Origin of the sequence: Natranaerobius thermophilus JW/NM-WN-LF (assembly GCF_000020005.1) — a bacterium.
Taxonomy (GTDB): domain Bacteria; phylum Bacillota; class Natranaerobiia; order Natranaerobiales; family Natranaerobiaceae; genus Natranaerobius; species Natranaerobius thermophilus.
The window spans coordinates 1,019,127-1,046,069 of sequence record NC_010718.1 but is presented as its reverse complement, the minus strand read 5'-3'; the positions used below and the strand labels follow the sequence as shown (position 1 = coordinate 1,046,069).

The 26,943-nt window shown below is 36.2% G+C and carries 22 protein-coding genes; 2 read left to right on the top strand and 20 right to left on the bottom strand.

Features of this window, described 5'->3' with window-relative positions:
- Positions 1–59: 59 nt before the first annotated feature.
- The 14 genes from pstA to NTHER_RS04960 form a co-directional block, all read right to left on the bottom strand.
- Entirely contained in the window at positions 60–977 is a 918-nt protein-coding gene (pstA, locus tag NTHER_RS05025; RefSeq protein ID WP_012447442.1) for a phosphate ABC transporter permease PstA, read from the bottom strand.
- A gap of 4 nt (positions 978–981) precedes the next feature.
- Positions 982–1,893: a phosphate ABC transporter permease subunit PstC gene (gene pstC / locus NTHER_RS05020; protein ID WP_012447441.1), complete on the bottom strand. Its 912-nt coding sequence runs from the start codon at positions 1,891–1,893 to the stop codon at positions 982–984.
- 174 nt (positions 1,894–2,067) lie between these two features.
- Positions 2,068–2,976: a PstS family phosphate ABC transporter substrate-binding protein gene (locus tag NTHER_RS05015; RefSeq protein ID WP_012447440.1), complete on the bottom strand. Its 909-nt coding sequence runs from the start codon at positions 2,974–2,976 to the stop codon at positions 2,068–2,070.
- A 216-nt stretch (positions 2,977–3,192) separates the two neighbouring features.
- Positions 3,193–3,750, bottom strand: a complete 558-nt coding sequence (locus NTHER_RS05010) for an RnfABCDGE type electron transport complex subunit G (protein ID WP_012447439.1) — start codon at positions 3,748–3,750, stop codon at positions 3,193–3,195.
- 278 nt (positions 3,751–4,028) lie between these two features.
- Positions 4,029–5,696: a hydroxylamine reductase gene (gene hcp / locus NTHER_RS05005; RefSeq protein ID WP_012447438.1), complete on the bottom strand. Its 1,668-nt coding sequence runs from the start codon at positions 5,694–5,696 to the stop codon at positions 4,029–4,031.
- 316 nt (positions 5,697–6,012) lie between these two features.
- The gene (gene ltrA / locus NTHER_RS05000; RefSeq protein ID WP_012446632.1) at positions 6,013–7,440 is read right to left on the bottom strand and encodes a group II intron reverse transcriptase/maturase; all 1,428 of its coding nucleotides are present in this window, start codon (positions 7,438–7,440) and stop codon (positions 6,013–6,015) included.
- 504 nt (positions 7,441–7,944) lie between these two features.
- Entirely contained in the window at positions 7,945–9,213 is a 1,269-nt protein-coding gene (gene ltrA / locus NTHER_RS04990; RefSeq protein WP_012447437.1) for a group II intron reverse transcriptase/maturase, read from the bottom strand.
- 776 nt (positions 9,214–9,989) lie between these two features.
- Complete coding sequence (gene lgt, locus NTHER_RS04985) at positions 9,990–10,835, bottom strand: prolipoprotein diacylglyceryl transferase (protein ID WP_012447436.1); 846 nt, start codon at positions 10,833–10,835, stop codon at positions 9,990–9,992.
- Between the two features lie 205 nt (positions 10,836–11,040).
- A complete protein-coding gene (locus tag NTHER_RS04980) occupies positions 11,041–11,241 on the bottom strand; it encodes a hypothetical protein (protein WP_012447435.1) in 201 nt (66 codons plus the stop codon).
- 40 nt (positions 11,242–11,281) lie between these two features.
- On the bottom strand, positions 11,282–11,416 hold the full coding sequence (locus tag NTHER_RS16440; RefSeq protein WP_331446329.1) for an LDCC motif putative metal-binding protein: 135 nt from the start codon (positions 11,414–11,416) through the stop codon (positions 11,282–11,284).
- 253 nt (positions 11,417–11,669) lie between these two features.
- A complete protein-coding gene (locus NTHER_RS04975) occupies positions 11,670–12,020 on the bottom strand; it encodes a cupin domain-containing protein (protein ID WP_012447434.1) in 351 nt (116 codons plus the stop codon).
- A 22-nt stretch (positions 12,021–12,042) separates the two neighbouring features.
- Positions 12,043–12,927 (bottom strand): DUF1028 domain-containing protein, encoded by an 885-nt coding sequence (locus tag NTHER_RS04970; RefSeq protein ID WP_238526147.1) that lies wholly within the window; start codon positions 12,925–12,927, stop codon positions 12,043–12,045.
- A gap of 273 nt (positions 12,928–13,200) precedes the next feature.
- A complete protein-coding gene (locus NTHER_RS04965) occupies positions 13,201–14,559 on the bottom strand; it encodes a radical SAM/SPASM domain-containing protein (RefSeq protein WP_012447432.1) in 1,359 nt (452 codons plus the stop codon).
- Positions 14,560–14,796: 237 nt separating this feature from the next.
- A complete protein-coding gene (locus NTHER_RS04960) occupies positions 14,797–15,210 on the bottom strand; it encodes an arsenate reductase ArsC (RefSeq protein WP_012447431.1) in 414 nt (137 codons plus the stop codon).
- 306 nt (positions 15,211–15,516) lie between these two features.
- Here NTHER_RS04960 and NTHER_RS04955 point away from each other — a divergent pair, with 306 nt between their 5' ends.
- On the top strand, positions 15,517–17,451 hold the full coding sequence (locus NTHER_RS04955; RefSeq protein ID WP_012447430.1) for an NAD(P)/FAD-dependent oxidoreductase: 1,935 nt from the start codon (positions 15,517–15,519) through the stop codon (positions 17,449–17,451).
- 81 nt (positions 17,452–17,532) lie between these two features.
- Positions 17,533–20,412, top strand: coding sequence for a UPF0182 family membrane protein (locus tag NTHER_RS15150; protein WP_012447429.1), 2,880 nt, complete (start codon positions 17,533–17,535; stop codon positions 20,410–20,412).
- Between the two features lie 21 nt (positions 20,413–20,433).
- Here NTHER_RS15150 and NTHER_RS04945 read toward each other — a convergent pair whose 3' ends face one another.
- From NTHER_RS04945 to asnB, 6 genes are all read right to left on the bottom strand, one after another.
- Positions 20,434–21,369 carry a permease gene (locus NTHER_RS04945; RefSeq protein ID WP_012447428.1) on the bottom strand — a complete coding sequence of 312 codons (936 nt, stop codon included), beginning with the start codon at positions 21,367–21,369 and terminating at the stop codon, positions 20,434–20,436.
- Positions 21,370–21,428: 59 nt separating this feature from the next.
- Positions 21,429–21,608, bottom strand: a complete 180-nt coding sequence (locus NTHER_RS04940) for a hypothetical protein (protein ID WP_012447427.1) — start codon at positions 21,606–21,608, stop codon at positions 21,429–21,431.
- 167 nt (positions 21,609–21,775) lie between these two features.
- Positions 21,776–22,141, bottom strand: coding sequence for a PadR family transcriptional regulator (locus NTHER_RS04935; protein ID WP_012447426.1), 366 nt, complete (start codon positions 22,139–22,141; stop codon positions 21,776–21,778).
- A gap of 644 nt (positions 22,142–22,785) precedes the next feature.
- Entirely contained in the window at positions 22,786–23,361 is a 576-nt protein-coding gene (locus tag NTHER_RS04930; RefSeq protein ID WP_012447425.1) for an ANTAR domain-containing response regulator, read from the bottom strand.
- A 50-nt stretch (positions 23,362–23,411) separates the two neighbouring features.
- Entirely contained in the window at positions 23,412–24,749 is a 1,338-nt protein-coding gene (glnA, locus tag NTHER_RS04925; RefSeq protein ID WP_012447424.1) for a type I glutamate--ammonia ligase, read from the bottom strand.
- Between the two features lie 211 nt (positions 24,750–24,960).
- A complete protein-coding gene (gene asnB, locus NTHER_RS04920; RefSeq protein ID WP_012447423.1) occupies positions 24,961–26,853 on the bottom strand; it encodes an asparagine synthase (glutamine-hydrolyzing) in 1,893 nt (630 codons plus the stop codon).
- Positions 26,854–26,943: the final 90 nt, after the last annotated feature.

Genomic DNA, 26,943 nt, shown 5'->3' with positions numbered 1-26,943 from the left:
TGTTCAACCTCCTCGTCTGTATAGTTTCAAAATAATTCTAAATTCCCAAGTGCTTTATATTACCATATTTTGTTTTTTCTGATTTTCACCCTAATTAATATCGCTACACTATTTACAGTTAAAACAATTAGAATCAATACTAATGCTGTTCCAAAAGCTATTGGCCTGACGGTAGAAATGTCAGAGTGTTGCGTGGCTAATATATACAAATGATAAGGTAAGGCCATAAACCTATCAAAAACACTTTCAGGTAAATAAGGTAAATAGTAAGCTGCACCAGTTAATATAATAGGGGCAGTTTCTCCTGCAGCCCTAGCTAAGCCTAAAATACTACCGGTCGCCATGCCTGGTAATGCATAAGGTAGAACTTGTAATTTTATAGTTTCCCATCTTGTAGCTCCTAGAGATAAAGCAGCTTGTCTAAAATTATTTGGCACACCTTTCAGAGCTTCTTCACTTGAAGTGATCACGATAGGCAAGGTCATCAGTGATAAAGTTAGTGATGCCGATAGTAGAGAACTTCCAAAACCCATGCCCGAAGCAAACAAAGCAAGTCCAAATAATCCATAGACTATTGATGGTATACCGGCTAAATTCCTTATACTTAAACGTATCAATCTCACAAACCAGCCTTTTCCTGCCCATTCGTGTAGATAAATAGCTGCACTAATTCCAATAGGTAGGGAAAATAATAGTGTTAACACAGATAAATAAAAGGTCCCTAGGATGGCAGGAAAAATTCCCCCTTCTGTCATTTGTTGTAACGGCCTTTCGATCAAAAATTCCAAAGATATGACTTCGAAACCATTAATAAATATAATTGTTAACAAAAATAACACAATTAAAACTGCAGAAGCTCCAACTGCTCCGAATAAAGCGAACCATACTTTCTCTTTAAATTTCTTTAGTGCACTTTCTCTGAAACTTTCCCGCGAATAAGTTAGGCTAGCAAGTTTTTTCGATATTTTAGTAACCATTTTTTCACTCCTCTCCTGAACGGCCTAGGGCAAAATCTGCAATCAAATTAACTATAAAAGTCATCAAGAATAAAATGGCCCCTACTACAAAAAGGGAATGATAATGTAAGCTTCCCCATGGTACATCTGAAGCTTCAATGGCAATAGTGGCTGTCAGTGTTCTTACGGAAGTTAGAAAGTCCGGTATGGGAAAACCCCAAATTTCTGTTAGTGGAACAGCTAGAGAATTACCGGTTACCATTAATACTGTCATCGTTTCACCAATTGCACGACCAAATCCCAACATAACTGCTGCAATAATTCCAGAAGATGCCGAGGGATAGGTTATACGTCTTAATGTTTCCCACTTTGTAGCACCCAGAGCGTATGAAGCTTCTTTATATTCATTCGGCACTGAATTTAGCGCATCTTCTGAAATACTTATGATAGTAGGTAAAGCCATAATACTTAACATCAAAACACCAGTCAAAGCTGTTAAACCATTTGATAATTGAAATATATTTGCCACTAACGGAGCCAAGATTGTTAATCCTATAAACCCTAATACCACTGAAGGGAATATAGCCAAAGTTTCTACTGTTATCTTCATAATTTCCTTAATTTTAGGAGAGGCCACATCGGAAATATATCCTGCTGTAATTACACCCCAGGGTACTGCAATTACTATGGAACCTATAGCTATAATCAAGGTACTCAATATCAAAGCTAAAGTTCCGTATCCTGGATCACCAGAAGAAGGCATCCAACGATAACCAGTTAAAAACTCTAATATCCCCAATTCTTTGACAGCAGGATATGCTTCGACAATTAAAAAGGCAAATATTAAAAATAAAACCAAAATAGCTATACCACCAGTTAATGTGAAATATCCCTTTATAAGTTTTTGTTTTACATCAAACCATTTCCCTGCTTTCATACCGCCCTCACCAACCTTTTTAATTTTAGCTAGTTTAACTATAACTGAACTTAGTTAATTGCAAATTAATTGTTTGTTAAGAAAATGTTAAAATTATAAACCGCCCTAGTCTTAAAAGTGAATACAAAGACTGCAGGGCGGTTATGGTAGTTTTAATTTGTAGCTCTTTAAAATCTACTCGAATTCAATATCTAATTCCTGAAATATTTCTTCGTTTTTAGTTTCATATTCTGGAGTAAGCGCATAGAAACCAGCATCACCGATTATATCTTGTCCATCATTTAACACAAATTCGAGGAACTCTAATACTTCTTCTTCTGGAACGCCATTAGTGTAAAAATACAATGGTCTTGCTATTGGATAGTCTCCATCATCAATGTTCTCCTGCTCCAATGGAGTATAAAACTCAGATCCTTCATCTTCAGCCACATCTAATGCTGTAACACCATCCACATATCCGACTCCGTAATAACCTATTCCATTTTCATCATTTTGCAAAGCATCATTAATGGCAGAAGAACCACTCATAAATTGAGTATCTGAAGCCCAGTCTTCTCCATCCATAATATTCTCATTAAAATATACATAAGTTCCAGAATTACTCTGGCGGCTGTACACTTCAATTGTACCTCCATCTTCCCATCCTAGCTCGGACCATTCTGTCACTTCACCGGTAAAAACTTTTTTAAGTTCATCCACTGTCATCTTATCGATAGGATTATTCTTATGCACTCCAACTGCCAGTCCATCCTGACCAACTTTAAATTCATAGACATTAACATCATTATTTTGAGCTTCTTCAATCTCTTCTTCTTTCATATATCTGGACGAACCCGCAATATCAACATTATCGTTGATTAATGCAGAAATACCAGTTCCTGACCCCCCACCAGTAACTGAAACTTGTTTATCCTGATTTTTATCCATATATTCTTCTGCCCAAGTTTGGTTTAAATTAACCATAGTATCCGAACCTTGAATCTCTAGGGCACGATCCCTGCCCTCATCCCCATTACCACAACCACTCAATACTGAAAGTCCTAAAATCAAAACTAATGATAAAGAAATAAGTTTAGTCCTCAAGTTAAATTCCTCCTCCCAATAATTTAAATCAAGTTAGTTTCTACTTATACTATAAATGAGCTATATTAAAGACAAATTAACGAATTATTAAGATAGTATTAAGATTAAACATTTTCAATTAAACAAAAAAATCCGTTGTGATAAACAACATCACAACGGCAATAGGAAAACTGTATTTTATCCGTCTATATTTAAAAATTTAATAAGAATTTCTTACTAATCATTAAAAGTATTGTCATCAGTATCATAATAAGCTTGAGAAATATTATCTAAAGCGATTTTCGTACCCTCTGCTACACCTTCACAACTTCTTGTCGCTCCTGCAATCACATCAATATCTTCACTGATTTCAATTTCATCAAAGGCGGTCAGTCCATTAAATTGGGCTAACCATTCAGGTTCAGTAATTTCGCTCCCTAGACCAGGAGTTTCCGAATGAGATAAAATCTCCACCCCTTCAATGTAACCATGATTATTAACAGCTAACATGAGTTCGATTCTCCCACCATAACCACTACTTTTAACGACTGTGGCAACACCTTGGATATTATCATCATCTTTAACGACAAAAAATTCTTCATCATCTACTGTTTCGATTAAAAATTCGTCAACTTCCGGAAAATAACTGAACATTTTACTTTCTAGAGTTCTTAATCGGTTCTCTTCTATTATTGGTGCTGTATAACTGTTGGAAACCCCTAATAATAGTGCAGATACTACAGCAATTACCATTAAAAGAATGGGCAATTTAGTGCAACGTGTACTCTTTTTCACAAATTTTCACACCCTTCTATTAGGAAATTTGAAAAATCCTTGTTTAGGGTCTCGTGTTTAAGGTCGTAAAATTATTTAATGTTATTTATATTATACTACAAGGCTAGTTTAATTAATAGCTACATCTACAGACTACTTTTATTTACCAGTTTTTTGACTTCAGCCCTGTTCATGTTCCTGCAGCTTGGCAGATGTCATGAACTAGCTAGTTAACACCCATACCGGGCATAAAAAAGACCCGCCCCAGGCTTGAGGCGGGTTGTTGTAGCATATTTATTTTATTCTCCTGCCATAATTTTTTCCAAATCTTCATCTACATTAGAATTTGGCCTCATATCAAACTTATCAACTAGCACATTCAATACATTTTCAGATACGAAGGCAGGAAGGGTGGGACCTAGATAAATTTTCTTCACACCTAGATACAGTAACGATAGTAGCACTGTAACCGCCTTCTGTTCGTACCAAGCAATGTTATATGAAACTGGTAGATCGTTAATATCTTCTAACTCAAAGGCTTCAGCTAGTTTTTGCGCGATAACAACCAAGGAATAAGAGTCATTACACTGACCTGCATCTAATACTCTTGGAATTCCTCCGATATCTCCTAAATCCAGCTTATTATATCTATACTTGGCACAGCCGGCAGTCAGTATAATTGTATCCTGGGGAAGAGCTTTGGCAAATTCTGTGTAGTACTCTCTACTCTTATGGCGTCCGTCGCAACCGCCCATAACAACAAATCTCTTGATATCACCGTTCTTAACTGCTTCTACTACTTTATCTGCTACACTTAATACTGCATTGTGGGCAAATCCACCCGGTATTTCTCCCTGTTCTAATTCTTCTGGAGCAGCACATTTTTTGGCATGCTCGATAATTTGGGAGAAGTCCTTGCTTTCACCTGCTTCTCTCTCGGGAATATGAGTTACACCATCAAAACCTACTACACCAGTTGTGTACACTCTATCTTTGTAAGAATCTTTAGGTGGTACAAGACAGTTTGTAGTCATCAAAATTGGACCATTAAATTTCTCAAATTCTTCATTTTGCTGCCACCAAGCATTTCCGTAATTACCTACGAAATGATCGTATTTCTTAAAGGCTGGATACGCATTAGCCGGAAGCATTTCTCCATGCGTATATACATCAACACCAGTGCCTTCTGTCTGTTCTAGTAGTTCTTGCATATCCTTCAGGTCGTGACCACTGATCAAAATTCCTGGATTATTGCGTACACCAATATTTATTTGAGTTGGTTCAGGATGACCGTAGGCTTCTGTGTTGGCTTTATCTAGTAGTGCCATGGTATTTACTCCAAACTTTCCACACTCCATGACTAGAGATACCAAATCATCTACACTCAAGCTATCATCTGTAGTTGCTGCTAAACCTTTGTGCATAAAGGCAAATATTTCATCATCTTTTTGGTTTAAAGTATATGCGTGATGGGCATAAGCTGCTATACCTTTGATACCATAGGTTAACAGTTCTCTTAAGGAATTAATATCCTCATTATCCGATGAGTGAACTCCTACTTCTTCACCTTTGGTTTTGAAATTAAGCTCATCTTCTGTGTACCAAGTCGCATTTGAGGGCACCTTATTATCTAAATTCTCACCGTATTTTTCTCGGTATTTTAGCATAACTTGTTCTTTTATTTGATCTCTTATTTTAAAAGACTGCTTGATTCTATCAATAAAATCTTGTTCACTGAAGTTTACATTAGTTACTGTAGCAAATAAATTATCCATGACAAACCTATCCACTTCTTCATCTTTCACACCCAAGTTTCTTCCTTCATGGGCATAGAACGAAATCCCCTTTAAAGTGTAAATCAATACATCTTGAAGATTCGCCACATTATCAGGCTTACCACAAACACCCTTAACTGTACATCCCTGATTCTTTACTGTTTCTTGGCATTGAAAACATTTCATGCTCACATAAATCACTCCTTATAAGTAATTATTATCATTTTCATTCTTGGCCTTTCCACAATAAATTGCTAATTTCCTGGTTTTTGGATAAAACTGTTTTTAGATTCCCTGTCTCCTGTTAACTTCAATTTCATTTTACTACGCTGTGGATTATAAGACTGTAATCTATATCACAGTTCTATAATTTTTTCATTTAATTTTTAATTATATAGAAAACAATTTTAAAAGATTTTAACAAAATCGAGTAGGAGGTAGATAATTATTTTATCTACCGACCTCTCACACCACCGAGCAAACCGTTCGGTACACGGCGGTTCCTAGTTTACGCTTTAACTTGTCGATAATATTCCGAAAAGAATAGGAAACCAAATCCTTTGATTACATCATTTCCAAGGGATTTGGATAAGACGGGGCTATTGGAAATTCTCCAGTAGCCCTTTCTTGTGTTTGCATATTCCCATGCTTTGTATTTATTGGCTCCAAAGAACTTGAGCATTTTAAATTTTGTTCTCACTTTCTTCCATTGTTTCCAGTAAATCATGCGAATACGCCTTCTCATCCAACTGTCAGTATTTATTAACAGATTCTTCATATCAGCTGGTTTAAAGTAGTTAACCCAACCCATAATGTATCGGCTAAGTTTCTTTGCTCTGGCTTCGTTGCTTATTCCATAACTTCTAGATGTGAGTTCTTTTATTCTCGTTCTCATCTTTGTAACTGATTTAAGATGAACTCTTAATCTGGCTTTTCCTTTATGTCTGTAAAAGCCAAACCCAAGAAATCTTACCTTTCCTACATAGGCAACTACAGTTTTATCTTTATTTACTTTGAGAAATAGTTTATTTTCGATGAAGGGTAGTATGTTCTTCAAGGTGCGTCCGGCACTTCTTCTGCTTTTACAAAAGATTAGCAGGTCGTCCGCATAGCGGACGAATTCGTGCCCCCTTTTCTCAAGTTCTTTATCCAATTCGTGGAGCATTATGTTACTGAGGATAGGGCTAAGAGGCCCGCCCTGGGGCACGCCAACTTCTGTATCCTTATAGGTGTGTTTGATCATTACTCCTGCTCTTAGATATTTGTTGATAAGAGATATTACTCGACCGTCTTTTATTGTCTTAGATAGCACTTCTATCAATTTGCTCTGGTTTACTGTGTCAAAGTATTTCTCCAAGTCCATATCTACTACATATTTGTATCCTTCATTTATGTTTTGTTGACTTTTCTTAATTGCATCATGAGTACTGCGTCCAGGGCGAAAACCATAGCTGTTATCTGAGAATTGCTCCTCATATATTGGAGATAGTACTTGGGCTATTGCTTGTTGGATTACCCTGTCTACCACTGTAGGTATGCCTAATTTTCTTTTCTTCCCATCTTCTTTAGGTATCTCTACCCTTCTGACGGGATTAGGGCGGTATTTACCGTCCAGGACTCTTTGCCTGAGGTGGTCCCCGTTTTCTTTGAGATATTGTAGAAGTTCATCTACTCCCATCCCATCAATCCCGTGAGAGCCTTTGTTGGATTTTATTTTCTTGAATGCTTTATTCATGTTGTCTCTATCCAAAATTTCCTCTAGCAAATTCCCCTTCGACAAGTTTGCATTGGAGATGTTGTTTTCAGTTATCCTTAAAGAACTGTGCACTCCCGCATATCCTTCGTGTTCCGCACTATTCTTCTGCGGTGAGCCTTCTTTGCAGCTTTCGCCTGTCAGAAGTTGGCGGCACTTCATTCCTTTATTGGTAACAGTCATTTACTGATCTCCTCCTAGGTTCATCCCTTCCTTAATGATGTCGACCTCATCAAGTACTATGGAGTCTGCTGACTTCTCATGACAAATCTTATTTCAACCGTGGTTCGAAGTTCATCTTGCCACGTCCATGAGACCTCCCACGGTAAGACGATTAACTTTCATTCCATGTACCCACATCATTTACACTGGTATGTCCGTGTAGTTGATTGGACTTCGTTTTGTATTGCAAACTCATCCCATACCTTATGCCTGATGATGTTCGTGTGCCTTGGGTCGGAATTTTGCCTTAAGCTTCCTTCAGATCCCACCTCACGATGGGCACCCTTGCTCTTGGCTAATGGTTGGTAACTACAAACCCCCATAGTGGACTTACACCACCTAGCTAATCGTCATGCATGGCGCACAATAATCGAGTAGGTAGAAGCCACAGTAATTAGCTGTGGCTTCGTTCCTCTCACAGAACCGTGCTTACGGGCCACGTACACGGCTCCTAGTAGACCTCGATCACTTTCTAAAGTGATGCAAAATACCAACTTGATAGGTACTAATATTAATTAGACCTATCTCGTCAAACCACTTATTGGGTAGTGCTAAACTTATGAGAGGACTTGATGAGTTTCTCCATTTATTCATGGAGATTTTCTCAAATTCCCCTTTGTAGCCTTTTCTGCGAAGAGTTTTGTGTAGTTGTTTCCAACTTTTCCATTCTCGCATTTTCTTCATCCTAAGTCTTCTTCTAATCCATTTCATTAAGTTCTCAAATTGTTTCTTACAATTGGCTATTCGGAAGTAATTTGCCCATCCTCTTAATACTGGATTTAGCTCTTTTATGATTTCGGATAGATTTCTACCATGATTTCTTGGTGTAAGAGTTCTGACTTTTTCTTTGAATTTCTGTATCTTTTCAGGCTGGATGGATATGTTTTGACTCCTTATGATAACTCCTAGGTAGGGAACACCTTTGCGGTCATTTGTTATGTGAGTTTTCTCTTTATTAACTGTTAGTTTTAATTCGTCTTCTAATATTTCAGTAGCTATATCTTTATATCTTTTCGCTTGTCTTGGTGTGTAGGCGAATATTAAAATATCATCGGCATATCTTACTATTCGGATATTGCGACTCTTCATTTCTTTATCAAATCTGTCTAGGTAAATGTTGGTTAGTAGTGGTGATATCACTCCACCTTGAGGGCTCCCTATTTCTGTGTCTTCTATGGCTCCATCTTCCATTACTCCGGACTTCAAAAACTTCTTTATTAATTTGAGAACACTTCCATCACTAACTTTCTTGGCTACTTCTTCGATAATCAACTCATGGTTTAATTTATCAAAGCATTTAGATAGGTCCATATCTACTACATGTCTTAGATTGTATTTATTAATGAACTGTTCTGATTTAGCTATTGCTTTGTGACATGAGCGATTAGGCCTGTATCCGTAGCTTGACGGGTGGAAGTCTGGATCAAAAATCGGTTGAAGTATATTTAAGGTTGCTTGTTGGACTACCCTGTCTTTTACGGTTGGAATCCCTAATGGGCGAGTACTTCCATCTGGTTTGGGTATCTTAACTCGCCTCACAGGTTGTGGTTTGTATGCGCCAATTTTAAGGTCATGATGAAGGGTTTCCAGATTTTCTTCTAGGTTGGAGCCATAAGCCTCCACGGTTACCTGGTCTATGCCGGGTTTACCTTTGTTAGCTCTGACCCTGCGGTAGGCGTCTTCTAGATTCTTTTTGGAATAAATCTTGTCTATTAAACTGTACCATTTCTTCATCAATTGCACCTTCTTTCGCTGTGTGCCTTCCCTCTTTCTACACTTTTAGTTGTGGTTTCTTTGAACGTGCTTAACGGTGTCTCTAGCTCTTTGGCAATCTTACCTATCAGGGTACGCTCTACTTCCACTAGGCGGACGGTAAAGCAAGTAAGCTCGTCACCACCTGACTTTCCGTTCCCTTTAGCATTTCAGCTTCAGTTTTCTTCCTACCTAAAGTGTCTACTCGAGTTCTTGCTACACTCTTTGGTCTACTTTCACCCCTTCACACTACATAATTCCCCTTTCGGTCATTATGCACCACTACAACCAGGTGTAGTGTCCTTTCGGTTTTATCCTCCAGACTGTTACCAGCTTTCTTTGGCCGAAAGTTCTTCACTACTACGGGTTCATCTGCCTCCTGCACTGCTTTAGTTAAAACTCATGTTTCCACTTGTCTTAACTTTACTTGTCGTCACAAGACAATACAGGTATCTCCCCGGTTAAGTCTGCTTGCCTGAATTTGAACGCATCCGTCCTAACCTTTTAGGTTATCCAGCTTTCGGGCTTTCCCATAATTTGCAAGGTTACCCACCTAAAAGGCCATCCTCGGTTTGTTCTCACTATGTTCCAAATTCCCCCTTCAGCTTCCTTCAGACTCCACCGTCACCGGTGACGCCCTTGCCTTATGGTTGTCTTCCTGCTGGTTAGGTGACAGGGTTTCTTTCAACCCATCGGCGCGGCAGGCATGCCGGGCAAACAAAAAAGACAGGAGCAAAACTCCTGTCTTGATTCAGTATTTAAGCTACCCATCCTCCCCACACTGAATAGTAGATAAAAACGGAAATTAAACTTAGTATTACTACTATAATCAGATTTAATATCTTTTTAATTCCAAACTGATTATTGCTAACATCTAATAAAGCTCCTTCCTGCTTTCTGAAATAGCTGATTATCAAAGCAGCTATGATGAAAATTAAGCTCAATAAATGAGAAACAGATAACTCACCAACTATGGTTGGATTGACTCGAAAGATTTCAACTATCCCTCTATTAACAGAAAAAAGAATTATATACCAGAGAAAAATTTGTCCATGGTAATTCTTTACTTTTCTTTTCTCCCATAAAATAAAAAATACTACAAAATTCAAAATCACTTCGTAAATTTGGGCTGGATGAACAAGAACCCCTTCATAAACTACACCCCAAAATCTGTGAGTTTCCATTGGTTTTCCGAAAACGTCACAACCTATTCTACCTATTGCTTGTCCAAGTATTAAAGCTGGTGCAAATAAGTCAGCTAATTTCCAAAAATCCAGTTTATACTTTTTAACATACCATATACCAAATAACAAGCCACCTACAATACCACCGTGAACTGATAAACCACCCTGATGAATCATAAATATCTGCAGTGGGTCCTGTAAATAATGAGCCGGATTATAAAATAAAATATATCCCACTCTTGCACCAACTATTACAAATAAAAACATATAAATTGCCATATCTAAAATTGTGTTTTGATTAAATTCGTTACTATTTGAAGCCTCTCTGTAAATCAACCAAATTCCTGCTAGGACCCCTGCAGCTATTGTAACCCCAAAAAAGTGCACTGGAATATCAAAAATCCAAAATAATACTTTCATCTAATACTCCTTTCTATTCAGCATAATTTCTAAATGTCCAAATCAAGAAATTTTTAATTAAACATTTTTTTAAAATATTTTTAGTGAAAATTAAGGTTTTACGTTAGCATACTCAACTTTGATGTAGTCATCCAAAAAAAGAGAGTTGTCAGAGACAACTCTTAAATATGAAAATCATTTATATTTTCATCAATGTTTAAAAGCTCTAGTTCGTACCATGGCAGTATTCATACATCTCTTTTAATTCTGATTCCGACAACTCTGGATGATGTTCTTGCATGAATGGCATCATTCTTCTAAAACCTTGACTTATATCATTACTATTTACACCTTGACCCATCACTACCGTTCCGGTAGTAAAAACTATCACAACAGCTAACACAACTCCTATAATTTTTTTATCCATTAGTTAGACCCTCCCTGTAAAATTTAATTATCTTGCTTTTTCATTCTTTTTCTGACTTTTTGTCTGGCAATTGATCTTTTTTCTGCTTATTCAAATCACAACAGTCAAGCTTCTTTTTATCACCAAATTGTTTCTTATTAGTCTCTTCTAATTTTTTTAAAAACCTTCTTAAAATACTAATAAAATATCACCCCTATCTTTTGACAATAATTAAATGAAATTATCATCCATCATAAATTGTGGCAACTTTTAATCACTCCAATAATATAAGATAATCAAGTTCCAAATTAAATTTCCACTCTTTTCTATTCCCACCCCCTATGCCCCGGGGTATTAAATTGTATTTATAGTGTAACAGGTATACCCCTATAAGTCAAATAAATTTTTAGGGATTCAGGATGTAGCGCTATATAGCGCTACATCTGTTATCACAAGTCAACATCAGTTGTAAATTTGTCATCAGATGGTGCTGGAGAAATTGTCACGTATAAAACTAAAGTCTTTTCTCCCAAATTATCCACTGACATCTCTTCCGGACCATCTAATTGAACCAAATTATCCTGGCTAATTCCAATTGACTTATCATCATAATTTAAATTAGCACTTCCTTGAATAACTTTGATTAAGACAGTTGAGCCAAAATGAGTATGCCTAGGAAGAGATTGCCGCTTAGCAATGTTTAATATAAAAGTGATTACATTATCATCTTTAAAAATCACTCTTTTGGCAACTTTCCCTTTAGGTTCTTGTATATAATCATTAAGTTCAAATTTTTTCATTACTTCTACCTCCTTTAGGTTTTTAAGTGTAATGCTCAGGCTCATATGAGTAATAAGTATTTACAATTTCATTGATAATTTTCCCATTAATGAAATTTCCTTTAAAAACTTCATCTTTTTTATACCCCTTTTTGACACTAAAATTCTCAATAACACTTTCCATGTTCTCATGAGGTGCTAATGTTTGATCAATTTCCTTAATTTCTTGTAAGATAATAACTAGCTTTTTTTTGATTTCAGTATCAAATTCAAAATATTTGTCACTGTGATTTTGGGCGAACAGTATTCTGTGTAAATTTTTCAACCTGTTTAACTCCAATAGAGGTGACTGACTATCATCGACGCGCAAATCAATGTAGCTATTGCATTGGCCAAACATATTTTTTGCATTTTTTTTAATTAATAATGCTGCTGACTGAACTCCCCGTCTTTCTCCTCCCGCATTTTGGGCTCCCTGAAGTGAAGCCACCAATTTATCGGCTAAATCCCCTTCAGCTGTTTTAAAGCCTCTCACCATTTCATCTAATACACCCTCCCCCACCAATAAATTGCCCTGGCATACAAAGTTTGTATCTAATTTATGTCCTGCAAACCCAATACATTTGTTGCCTGTATGGGCAGACACATTACCCTGGGCATCTACCACTCCCACTTGTCGATAATCCGATTGAGGATCTTCCGAAATTAAAGTTTCTACAACCTGCTTAGCGTCCTTGCCGTTATTGATTAATTCAAAGGCCCGAGTACCATACATTGAATTTGTCTTGGCCTGAGTGGCAATGGCTCCTGTATTAGAGCTAACCCAAGGAACCAAGGCACCAACTGATAAAAACCTCGATTGTACACCAACGCCCCATTCTTGAAATTGCGGATCATATGCAGCAATAGAATAAGTACCAGTACCCATTTGATTCAATCTAGTTACCTCCACTTGTATAAATAAATCGGACCAGATTTTTAGCTATTCAGATTTTTTCGCTATCTTGTAATTTTATTTTGTCACACAACCGTAAATTTAAATCAGAATCTAGTTATAATTTTAAGCACAAAAAAACAGAGAGTTTTAAAACTCTCTGTAAATTACACTCAAGCTTTGCACATCTCACCAATAATTACAATTACCTGTGGACGCTGGTAATCAAAAAAGGCATGCAGGTACATCCGTTCTCTCTTTACTATATTACTCGGACACTCTACCCGAGGCTATCTCATCGGCGGCTTTCTTCCAGGAAGTTGCCACCTTATCCATTTCTTCTGCTTCTTTTCCTGTCAAGATAGTATCTGAACCACTGTCTGTAGAAGTAGCTCCAGTTTCATCAACTATTTCCCTTAATGCATCTGGAACATCAATTAATGGGCATGGTCTAAGATAATTTTCATCAAAGGGTTGGCGTTTTTGATAAGATTTGAAAATTGGTGTTTGAAGTATTTCTTTTAAAGATTTGTCTTGAATATTTTCGACGGCAAAATGGATAAAAGCACAAGGCTCAATGTCACCTTTAGCTGTGATGTGGAAATAACGCCTACCACCAGCAATACATCCGCCGCTCAAATGACCATCATTCCAAAAATCTGCAAACTTCAAAGGTTTGCTACTACGAAGACTATTAACCCGTTCCACAAGTTGTGCCCTTTGCTCAGCAGTTAACATTAAAGAAAAATCAGGTTCCCTACCAATTGGGATATAATGGAACGACCATCCGTATAATGCACCTTTATCTATCATCATGTCAATAAATTCTTCAGAAATCACTTGTTCGCAATTCTCTCTAGTTAAAGTCACACTAAAACCAAAGGGAACTCCTGCTTCTCTTAAATTTTCCATGACACTGGAAACTTTATCAAATACCCCTTTACCACGACGTTCATCAGTTAACTGTCTGTCGCCTTCAATACTGATAGCAGGGCTAATATTACCTAGTTCAGCCATTTTTTCGACTTTCTGTTCATCTATTAATGTCCCATTTGTATATGGCATAAAAACAACATCATCATGTTTTTCACACAATTCTAACAGGGGATCCCATGCAAAAGGTTCTCCACCTGAAAGTGGTATAAAATATATTCCCAGTTCTTTACCTTCCGTAATTAATCTATCAACTGTTTCAAAATCCAGCTCGTCATGATGATCGTAGGTACCAGCCCAACAACCTTTACACCTTAAATTACATTTACTAGTAGGATCTATTAATATTGCAAAAGGTACACTTACTCCAAGTTTTTCAGACTCTTTCAATTGTTTGGGAACACCCATTAAGGTAGCATTAAGGAAAAAATTCACGATTCCTTTTTTTCGAAAGGTCTCGTTTGTATTATTAAATATTCTTTGAATATATTTTTGAGTTACTGGATCATTTTCCAAGTAGTCCTTAATATTGTGAATTATCTGACGATGATGTTCGGCGATGGGAGCCTTTAGGATTAAGTCAATTCCTCGGTTCATATTATTAAGTGGATCTTTTTCTAAGTAAGAAATCACCTGTCGAAAAATCTTTTCTCCCAAAAACCTCTTACCTAGTTCCGTTCCACTGATGACCATAATCCTCTCCCCCCTTTGAGATACAAGTACTCAAACACCCTTACCTATTCATATGTAATTATAACAAAAATTTGCTAAAATGGCCCCCTTTTTGTAGAATGATTTGTAAAATTTTTCATAAAATTACATTCTACATTTAGGGAGCCATCTCCTTCAATATAACATTTATTTCCCTTTTGCCAGTTTTTGAGGAATTTGACTTACTTTAAGATTTTACATTCCTACTAAAATTGTCAGCTAATTGAGCTCAATCTCCCCCTGTTCAATTCTTTGAGCAAGATCTTTAACTTTTCTTTCAATTTCTCTTGCTGTCCTCACAAATTCCTCTTGGGATTTACCAGAAGGATCATCTAGTCCCCAGTCTTCTTCATGTTTTGCAGGTAAATATGGGCAAGCAACATTACAACCCATCTTAATAACTACATCTATATCCGGCAATTCAGATATCAACTTTGAATACTGATCTTGATTCATATCTACACCATATAAATCTTTGACTACTTTGACAGCATCTTGATTAATTTCAGGCTTGGTTTCCGTCCCCGCCGAATAAGAATCAAACACATCGGATGCATACAACTTACCCAAAGCTTCAGCCATTTGTGAACGACATGAATTATGAACACAGATAAAAGCTACTTTTGGCTTCATAAAAACACCTCTCGTTAAAGGAACTCTAATTTTATTTTTGATACCGCACTTTCTGTTGACAATAACTGATAATTATTAAATGATTTTAATTTAGATTACCTGGATTTTAATCTTATGTCAAATTATATAACAAATTATAGAGATTAGGAATTTGATAATGTTAATATGCAAACACTAATTTTAAAATATAGGCGCTGTTATAGTTAGTTGTTGATGCTGAAATTGAAATTTTACAGTTATCAACATTCAATTAATACAGCCTAAAAAAATTACAAGTTTGCCATAACAAATTAAGGAGTTGATAAATTGAATTTTCCAAAATTATTTCAGCCAATAAAATTAGGGACAATGGAAGTTCCCAATCGATTTGTAGTCCCTGCCATGGGTACTAATTTAGCTAATCCAGATGGAACCATTTCTGAAGATTTGATCGCCTACTGGGAAACCAGAGCTAAGGGTGGCTGGGGACTTTTAACTGTGGAAGTTACAGCAGTTGATTCCCTAGGTAAAGCTATCCCAAATCAACCAGGACTTTGGGATGACCAATTCATAGAAGGATTTAGCAATTTAGCAAAAGCAGTGAAAAAGCACGATGCAAAAATAGCCGTGCAATTGCATCACGCAGGAAGGCAAACCACATCGACTACAATTGGCGATCAGCCTGTAGCTCCATCACCTTTAAAATGTCCTATTTGCAATGAAATCCCAAGAGAACTAAGCCGAGAAGAAATTTATGCTTTAATCGACTCTTATGCCACAGCCGCTTATAGGGCAAAAATGGCGGGAATTGACGCCGTAGAAATCCACGGTGCTCACGGATATCTGATTGCCCAGTTCATGTCTCCCCATTCCAATAAACGAGTCGACGAATTTGGCGGTACTTTTGAAAATCGCATGAGATTTCCCAAAGAAATTGCTAAAAATATTCGCCGTAAAGTTGGATCCGGTTTCCCTGTCATTTTTAGACTTAGTGCCGATGAAAGAGTAGCTGACGGCTTGACAGTACAAGAGTCCAGGGCAGCAGCAAAAATAATGGAACAAGCGGGTGTAGATGCCATTCATGTTTCTAAAGGGGTCTACGAAACTATGCAGTATATAGTTGCTCCTTCTGATGTAGGTCCAGGTTACATTCTACCTGATGCCGGTGAAATAAAAAAATCAACAAATCTTCCTGTAATTGGAGTAGGTAGAATTAATACACCCTATATGGCAGACGATGCGATCACAAGAAATCAGGCTGATCTACTCAGCTGGGGCAGGCAATCCCTGACAGATCCTGAGCTACCTAATAAATTAGCTTCAGGGAAAACCGACGAAGTAGCACCTTGTATAGCTTGCAATCAAGGTTGTATTGGCTACATTTTTGACCCAGATAAATTACAAATCAGTTGTCTAGTCAATCCTTTCTGTGGAAGCGAAAGAGAAATGGAAATAAATAATGCTCCAGAACAAAAGCATGTGGTAATCATAGGAGCAGGTCCAGGCGGTCTGAAAGCTGCGTGGATATTAGCGGAAAGAGGCCATCAAGTAACTGTCTTTGAAAGCCGTTCAAAACCAGGAGGTCAAATGGAGTTAGGAGCTTTTCCACCAGGAAGACAGGAAATAACGAAATTTATCAATTATTACTGGCATATGGCATTGAAAAATGGAGTTACCTTCAGATTTAACACAGAAGCCACTGTTCAAGATATAGTTGATGAAAATCCCGATAGCATAATTCTGGCTACAGGCGGTAAACCTCTAATTCCAGAAAATATATCTGGAATTAATCAAGAACATGTAGTAACTGCTTTAGATATACTCATGGGAAAAATCACTCCTGAAAGCCGAGTTTTGATAATAGGTGGTGGCTTGATTGGATCTGAAACTGCAGATTTTCTAGCAATGAAAGGACATAAAGTAACTCTTTGTGAACAGGAAGCAGAAATTGCAACGGATATTCATGAAGCCGTTAAATACTTTTTGATTCAGAGACTCCACGAAAATCAGGTAGATATTAAAACTGGCACAAAAATAATCGAAATCCAAAAAGATAAAGTTATTGCAAGTATCAATGGTGAACGCCATGAGTTATCTGGACATGAAACGATAGTTCTAGCCGCGGGAACTGTTTCTAATAATCAGCTAGGTCCTGAGCTCTCAAACAAAGTCAACAACATTCATGTCATAGGGGATGCTAGTGATCCTAGAAAAGCCATTGATGCAATAGAAGAAGGGGCCAGAGTAGCTTTGAATATTTAATTAAGAAAATAGACTTCTAGTTAATAAACAGGGTCAAACTTAAATTGGCCCTGTTACCCTTAGATTTCAGGAGGCATAACTATGTTTTGGAAAAAATATCGTAATTATATTATTTTGGCAATTATAGCCTTAATTCTCTTATTTAGCCGAAGATTCGCCGTTATCGTGACTGATATTCAATGGTTTCAAGCTCTAGATTTTTTTGAACTGTTTTGGAAACCTATTGCTATCCAATACCTTTTTTCGATAATCGCCTTCATTTTAGGAGCAGTTTTCATATATCTTAATTTAGGTCTTTTAATAAATAATTTAATAACTCCTGAATATGAGACTAAGTTTTATGAGACGGGTTTAGCTGAATACGCTGATGTCATAACATCCATGGGTAAAATTGGAAGATTAATCATTTCCATAATAATCAGTTTTATCTGGATTGGAAGTTTTGCTAATATTTGGGAAAACATCGTCTATGTGATAGGAAGTCAAAGTACCGGTATTGTTGACCCTATTTTTAATATAGATGCGGTTTTTTATTTATTCCATTTACCCTTTTTACAGAGACTAGTAAGTCCAATTTTGGCTTTACTGATTTTAACAATTATAGCTGTTTCAATAATTTATTTTTCAAAAGGCCTGTTATCATGGACGATATTTCGTAAATATTCGCCATTACAGGCTCCTGCTTTAAAGCATCTCAATTACCTTCTAAGTGGAATATTTTTAATACTGACATTCCGGTTTATATTGTCCTTATTTAATCTTATGTTCTCTCCTCGAGGTGCAGTTTACGGTATTGGATTTACTGATCTATACATATCAGCTCCCGTATATATTATTCTTGCATTATTGTCTATAGCCAGTTTGGTATTGACATTAGGTAATTTTAAATGGAAAAAATACCGACTATCTCTTTATTGTTTCGGAGGTATAATTGCAGTTTCTATTCTCGGCGGTATAGTAGCTACTGCTGTTCAATCAATCGTTGTAGCCCCTAATGAACTTACTCGAGAGGGACCATTTATCAATAATCATTTAGAAATGACACAAAAAGCTTACGGTATTGATGATATTACTGAAAGAACCTGGGAAATTGAAGATAACGAAAATGGCACTGAAAATACTATTGAGAATAACGTTAATGAAGATGAAGCTAATCAAATTGAAGAGGATCTGGATCAAGAAGAGGGTGTTCCTCAAGAAGAAGATGATGCTCCCCAAGAAGAGGGTTCTCCTCAGGAAGAAGGAGTAGCAGCTCCCGAAATCATTCCAGAAGTTATTAACAATGTCAGGTTACTGGATTATCGTCCTCTGAGAGACGTCTATCGGGAAGCTCAAGAATATCGACGCTATTATCATTTCAATGATGTAGATATAGCTAGATATACTATTGATGATCAATATCACCAAGTTATGTTGGCAGCGAGAGAGATGGATGTGGATCGTCTTCCAACAGGTGCTCAAACGGCAGTTAACAGGCATTTAAAATATACACACGGTTACGGGCTAGCCATGAGCCCAGTCGGAGATTTGACTCCAGATGGGCTTCCTCGTTATTTCTTCCAAGATATGCCCGTACAAGATCATCTCGATATGGGATTAGAGCGGCCGGAACTTTATTTTGGCGAACTAACCAATGATTTTGTGATTGTTAACAGTGAAGAAACAGAATTTCATTATCCTGGTCAAGAAGATGTAGAGTTAATCTATGAAGGTGAATCAGGCATTAACATGCATTTTATGAACCGATTGTTATTTGCCCTGAGAAAATTCAATAGTTTCATACTCTTTTCAGGGGAGTTTTCATCGGAAAGCCAAATCTTATTCAACCGTAATATCAAAGAACGTGTAGAGCGAATAGCACCTTTCTTAAGATACGATCAAGATCCCTATCTTGCTGTAGCTGACGATAGACTTTACTGGATTATGGATGCCTATGTGGAAACCAATCAGTTCCCTTACAGCCAACCCTTTGAAGATAGTACTAATTATATTCGAAATCCAGTTAAGGTAGTCATAGACGCTTACAGTGGTACTGTGGATTTTTATTTAATTGAAGACGATGAACCCTTCACTCAAGCACTGGATAGAGCATTCCCTGACCTATTTTCCAACCTGGATGAGTTATCTAAGGAATTGAGAGCCCAATTCCGCTATCCAGAAGATTTATTTAGTGCCCAGGCCCATATACTACAAAATTATCATATGGAAAATCCCGTGATTTTCTACAACAGGGAAGATGCCTGGGATATTCCTACTGAAAACTACCAAAATGAAACTATTACCATGGAACCGTATTATGCCACTTTAAATTTAGGTGAAGAAGAACGGCCCGAGTTTGTCCTAATGATTCCCTATACTCCTGTAGAGCGGAATAATATGATTTCTTGGTTAGGTGCTAGAAATGATGGAGAAAATTACGGTGAATTGGTTCTGTTCAGATTCCCTTCAGGCGAACATATCTATGGCCCTCAACAAATTGAATTCCGAATAGATCAAGATCCCCAGATATCCCAACAGATCAGTTTATGGGATACCCGAGGATCAAGGGTAATCCGTGGAAATTTACTAGTAATTCCTTTAGAAAACGGCATCCTGTATATTGAACCTTTATACCTCCAAGCTGAAGCCAGTAGTTTTCCTGAAATGAGAAGAGTCTTAAGCTTTTGGCAAGGAGATCTAGTTATGGCCGATACCCTGGATGAAGCTTTGGCTATGCATGGAGTAGACCCTGAAGAATTAGATTTGGAAGATCCTGATGATATTGAAGATATTGAGGAGATTGAAGATTTACCTGATACTGATATCGCTGGGCTTGATCAATTATCTCAAGAAGCTTTGGATCTTTACCGTCAAGCTGATGAAGCTCTTCGCCAGGGTAATTGGACAGAATACGGGGCCACTATTGAAGAGTTAGAAGGAGTCTTAGAAGAAATTCAGTTAAGAGTCGACGAAAACTTTTAGAAACTAGAACTTTTTACATTATTAAACACCTAAAGAAAGCAATAAGTTAAATAAAAATCCAGCAAAAATTGCTACAACTATTACCGTGATTATATAAGTAATAAGTAATTTTCTCTTATATATGGAGCTCAACATAGTTAGTTCCGGTAAACTTGCTCCAGTGCCGCCTATTACTAGAGCCATGACTGCACCAACATTCATACCCTGATCTATCAAAACTGAACTTATAGGAAGAATAGTAGCCTCTCTTACATACATTGGGATTCCAATTACCGAAGCAATGGGAATAGACAAGATTCGGTCGGGGCCTGCAACTCTAACTATAAATTCTTCTGGCACAAAGCCGTAGATAAAAGCTCCAACTCCAGCTCCAATTATCAAGAATACAATGACCTGGCGGAATAAATTAACGGCAAATCCACTTGCCCTTTTTAATTTAGGTTTCACCCGTTCTATAAAACCAGCATCGTTTTGTACTTCTTCTGATTCTTGTTCATCTCTGACAACTTTAACTTGTTTTATCTCTTGTTCATAGCCAAATTTTTCGAGAAAAATGCCAGTTACAACTGATACGGGAAATAAAATCAGCCAGTAAATCACTGTAATTTCAATGCCAAACAGAGCTAGCATTAAGATGATCACAACGGGATTTAAAAGAGGTGAGGCAAAGAAAAAACTCATTGTTATTCCAAAAGGGACTCCACTTTTTAAAAGACCAAGGGTTATTGGTATTGTTGAACAGGTACAAAATGGTGTTAAGGAACCAAAAAAAGCTCCTATAATATTACCAAATACTCCTAAATTTTTTTCCTCTAAATAATTTTTAATACGGTCGGGATTTACATATTCTTGTAATAAACCTACTAAAAAACTAATTACTATAAATAACAGGACTAGTTCCCCAACTAAATATCCAAAAAACCCTGCTACTTCTATTAAATGTTCAGTATCTAACATGCTATCCCCTGCCTTCCCTTATACACTATTTCCTGATATATTCATTACAATTAATTTTATTACTTCTCACTATCACTATTTTCTTTATCCTGTCCATCCCTCGTTTGCTCCTTATTATCTTCGTTACCGTCGTCTTCCTCAGATTCGATTCTCACTCCACAGCAGCTACCTTTCTTATCCTGTCCTTTACCAAACAATTTACTTAGCAAACCTCGTTTCTTTTGTTCTTTTTCACTCATTTGGCAACCTCCTCTGCAAAATTTTAAAGGTTTTATATATAGGGTCTATATGTTGCCCCTCTATATATACTATGAAAAATTCTAATTTATGTCAATATATAAAAAAGAAGGGGTCTAAAACCCCTTCCGCCTAAAACCACCTGGGTAGGTTTTAAATTATTAAATTATTAATTATCCCCATCACCATCCACTTCTTCAGACATAACTTTATTTAAAAAGGGAAGTATATCCTGCCAGGCTTCTTTAGCTTGTAAATAAGCCTGCTCACCTTGTTCAGTGAGATAATAAACTTTTCTCTCTCTATTATTAACCGTCTCAAATTTAACTTCAGCATACCCTTCTTCACATAATTCCTTTAAAATAGGATAAACGGATCCGTATGTAGGTGTACAACAACCTTGAGTAAACTCTTTAACTTGGTTTAATATCCCATAACCATGGGATGGGTTTGTTTTTAAAGTTCGCAAAACCAAAAATTTAATAACTGCCATGTTAATTAGGGATTTCCAATAATCTTTATTAATTAATTTCATAAAATTCCTCCATCTAACCCGTAGTTGTTAAAATCTAAGCTGTGTTAAAGTTGAATGTTGATAGTTGAACTCTTCAATTTCACATCAAATGTTTCGGGTTGGTACATCTAAAACTCCCCAACAGTAGAATTAAAGCTTCCTGATCAGCTGCTCATCCTAGAGCATGATCAGCAAATAACATCCTGTTATTTGACTTTAATTCTACTGTTGGATCGTTAAGATGTAATATCAACCTTACACAAAATTCGTTCAATCGAAGAGTTCAACTATCAACAACGGAGTATAAAAGAGCCAAAATTTAAAGTATCAGATCAGATATGACATGTCAATTTAAAAGAGCAATCTTCTTACTATTTAACTTTTTCGTGTTATTGACTCAAACCTATAATAATTAACGGTGCAAAAAAGATTAAGCGGCCTTAGCTCTAAAAATCGAGCTGGGGCCGCTTATATTAATAATTTATTTCAACTACCTACTTAGCAAAGAATTTTGCCGGCACTATATAAACAACTTTTACTATATTGTTCAATCTTACACATTTTTAATCAGCGGTAATCTTTTTGACAGCTTCTAAGAAAGACGACAAACCACATATTCCTTTCTAAAGAGTACTCTGATTAGTTTTAATTAAATTCATTATTATTTAAAAATCATTCGTAATAATAATAGATTCAGCTACTTTTTTCATAGGGATTGAATTATCCATACTCTTTTTTTGAATACTTCTAAAGGCTTCCGCTTCAGTCATCTTTTTCTTCTTCATCAGTATATTTTTAGCTCGATCAACTAACTTTCTAGTCTCTAAATCATCTTTTAAATTGTTTAGTTCAGATTGTAGTTTTTGATATCGCTCGAAATTAGCCATGGCAATTTCTAAATAAGCAATCAATGCCTGCTTATTGACAGGTTTCATAATCGGAGTAAGAATCCATGATTCTTTAGCCATAGACAATAGTTGTTGTTGAATATTACTTGTTAGGATAACTATAGCTGTTTCACCAACAGGCTCTATCACATTCAGTAGACCAATCACATCAAAATCTATATTATCAATATCGGCTATAATTAATCGAGGAATCAGCCTATGATATAGGCGTAAAGTGGCATCCATATTATCACTCTCACCAACCAACTTATACCCACACTGCATTAGCGTACTTTTTAAGTGTTTCCTATACTCAGTTTCTCCGGAGGCAACTACTACATTCGCCTCAGGCACTGTAACCACTCCATCCCTAAGATTTCATGAAATAGACTCTAATTTATATACTAAAATTTTGTTAAATATTCGTCTAGCTCCCACTGGTGAACTGCTGACATGTAATTTTTCCATTCAATTTTTTTGGCTTCAATGAATTTCTCGCAAACATGTTCACCTAAAGCATTTTTAATCAATTCATCTTCCTCTAAATGATTAATTGCTTTTTCTAAAGTTTCTGGTAATTGATCAATTTGTAGTTCTTCTAAGCTTTCTTCAGTCATATCATAAATATTTCTATCAACAGGTGCAGGGGGATCGATTTGATTTTCAACACCGTCTAAACCAGCTGCTAAAATCGCTGCTAAAGATAAGTAAGGATTAAAAGAAGGATCAGGGCTTCGTAACTCAGTTCTTGTTGACGAACCCCTCTTACCAGGAATTCTAATTAGCGGACTTCTGTTTCTAAATGACCATGCCATATTAACCGGTGCTTCATAGCCAGGCACTAATCTTTTATAGGAATTGACAGTTGGATTTGTAATTGCAGTAATGGCCTTTCCGTGCTTTAGCAGACCACCAACAAAATTAACGGCTACGTCACTTAAACCATTTTCTTTTTGTGGATCATAAAAAGTGTTCCCTCCATTTTTAAACAATGATAAATTAATATGCATACCTGAACCATTTATACCCTGAATTGGTTTCGGCATAAAAGTAGCATGAAGGCCATGTCGTTGTGCTATACTTCTTACAACCAATTTAAATGTGACTATTTTATCAGCAATATCCAGAGCATCTGAATACTGAAAGTCAATTTCGTGCTGTCCTGGTGCCACTTCGTGATGAGATGCTTCAATCTCATATCCCATTTTTTGAAGAGTAGTAACCATGTCTCTTCTTGCACCTTCACCCAGGTCTACAGGTGATAAATCAAAATATCCGGCTTTATCATGAGTGATGGTAGTTGGTCGACCTTCACTATCAGTTAAAAATAAGAAAAATTCAGCTTCTGGACCTGCGTTCAAAGTATACCCCTTTTGGACTGCCTTATCAACCAAACTTCTAAGCACACTTCTAGGGCAACCTGCAAATGGCTTCCCTTCTGTAGAATCATAAACATCACAAATCAACCTTCCTACATCCCCATCAATTCCTGATCTCCAAGGGAAAGTTATAAATGTATTCGGATCTGGTTGTAAATACATATCGCTTTCTTCGATTCTAACAAAACCTTCAACTGAGGATCCATCAAACATCATTTCCCCATCCAAAGCTTTTTCTAGCTGACTTACTGGAATTGCAACATTTTTCATAATTCCAAAAATGTCAGTAAATTGCAACCTAATAAATTTCACGTTTTGCTCTTTTGCCATTTTCAAAACATCTTCTTTAGTAAATTTACACATGTTCATATACCTCCTGATAATTTCTATAAAATAATTTAAGGCGTCCCTAGTACAGTCGTATTAATATAATACAACTGTACAAGTGAACGCCTTTGCTCACTAGAGTACACCTTTGCACTCAAAGTTTATAAATTTTAGTTGCTATATATTATAATTATTTACTATAAGATGTGATTATTAATAAAGTAATTTATTAAATCTGCTTAACCAATTAATAAGCCTTTCTTTCTACCACCATATTTTTATGCCAAATCATAAAAGTTAGTACAGTCCAAATTTTGCGGCTATAGTCTCCCTTGTTTTTTCGGTGATCTTCTAGTAGCTTTAATACCGCTTGCTTGTTGAATAAATAATCTGTGTCACTATTTTTGATAATGGTTCTTGCCCAAGAAAACATTTCTTCTTTTAACCACAATCTTATGGGAACCGGGAATCCTAATTTTTTTCTGTTTATGATAGAATCGGGTATCTCGGTTTCCAGAGCTTTTCTCAAAATATATTTAGTAGTTTCTGGAGTTACCTTAAATTCAGATGGTATTTGCTTCGCAATATTAAAAACACTTTTATCTAAAAAGGGAACCCGCAATTCTAAAGAATGTGCCATAGTCATTCTATCTGCCTTAATAAGTATGTCTCCGGAAAGCCAGGTGTTCAAGTCAATATACTGCATTTTTTCTATGCTTTCCATGTTTTTAGCTTCTTTATAATAGGATTGAGTAATATCATAAAATTTTTTTCCAGAATCAAACTTTTGATAAAACTTAGCTTTTTCTAACTCTTTAAAAATCCTAGCATTACCATAATACCTTTTTTCAATAGGAAGAATACCTCTACTAATAAACTCTTTTCCTTTTACACCATCAGGTAGAATCCGACTTAAATAAAATAATGATTTTTTTAAGGTAATTGGTAAAGAAGTGAACTTTTTCAAATCCCCTGGTTCTCTATAAATATTGTATCCTCCAAACAATTCATCAGCACCTTCACCTGATAAGACAACTTTAACCTGTTTTGAAGCTTCTTGACTAACGTAATACAAAGGAATGGCTGCGGGGTCAGCAACCGGGTCATCCATATGCCAAATTATTGTTGGCAAGTCTCTCATAATATCTTCCGCAGTTACAGTTTTAGTGTAATGATCCACACCTATTTTTTCTGCCGTATCTTTAGCTATATCAGCTTCATTATAACCTTCTCTTGAAAATCCACTCGTAAAAGTTTTGATATCTGGATGAATCTTTTTAGCTAAAGCTACTATACCAGTAGAATCTATACCACTTGATAAAAAGGCACCTACTGGAACATCACTTCTCATATGCAATTTAACAGATTTTTCTAAAGCAACTTTAACTTGACTAACCAACTTTTCTTCTTGATTGATGTAGTTTTTATTAGGATTGAGTTTTAGACTGAAATATTTATTTAAAGATAAACACTCAGATTGACTTTTGGTATCATAGTAAAAGCAAGTACCTGGCGGTATTTTTTTAATGTTTTTATCCATTGTATTAGGTTCCGGGGGATACTGATAAGTAAGATAATGTTGTAAAGTCTCGTAATCCAGGTCAGTTTCTATAAATTGTAACAACGCTTTTTTCTCTGAACAAAATACTATAAACTCATCATGGTCTGAATAATACAACGGCTTTATACCAAAATAGTCTCTAGCACCAAACAGTTTCTTTAGCTTTGAATCCCAAATAATAAAAGAAAACATACCCCTTAATTTATGAGCTATTTCAGAACCATGCTGATGATATAAAGCAACAATAATTTCAGTATCTGATTCTGTGTTTAAATTAACTCCAGTATTGATTAATTCATTTCTTAATTCTAGGTAATTGTAAATTTCCCCATTAAAAACTATTTGGTAACGGTTATTAAAATAAGATAGTGGTTGCTTCCCGCCTTCCAAGTCAATAATACTTAGTCGTTTAAACCCTAAAGAAATATTTTTATCGCTATAATAACCACTATCATCTGGGCCTCTATGACTTATAACTTCTGCGGCATCTTTCACCTTATTCTGAATTTTTATTTTCATGTTTTTACTATACAAATTACCTTTTTCTTTTTTAGGTATATAACAAACAAACCCACACATTTTACCATCCTTTCTGTTACTTGTTTTGCCAGGATAAATCACATTAATAGTGTACTCGTGTATGATATTCTTTGTTAACTCATGATAAAA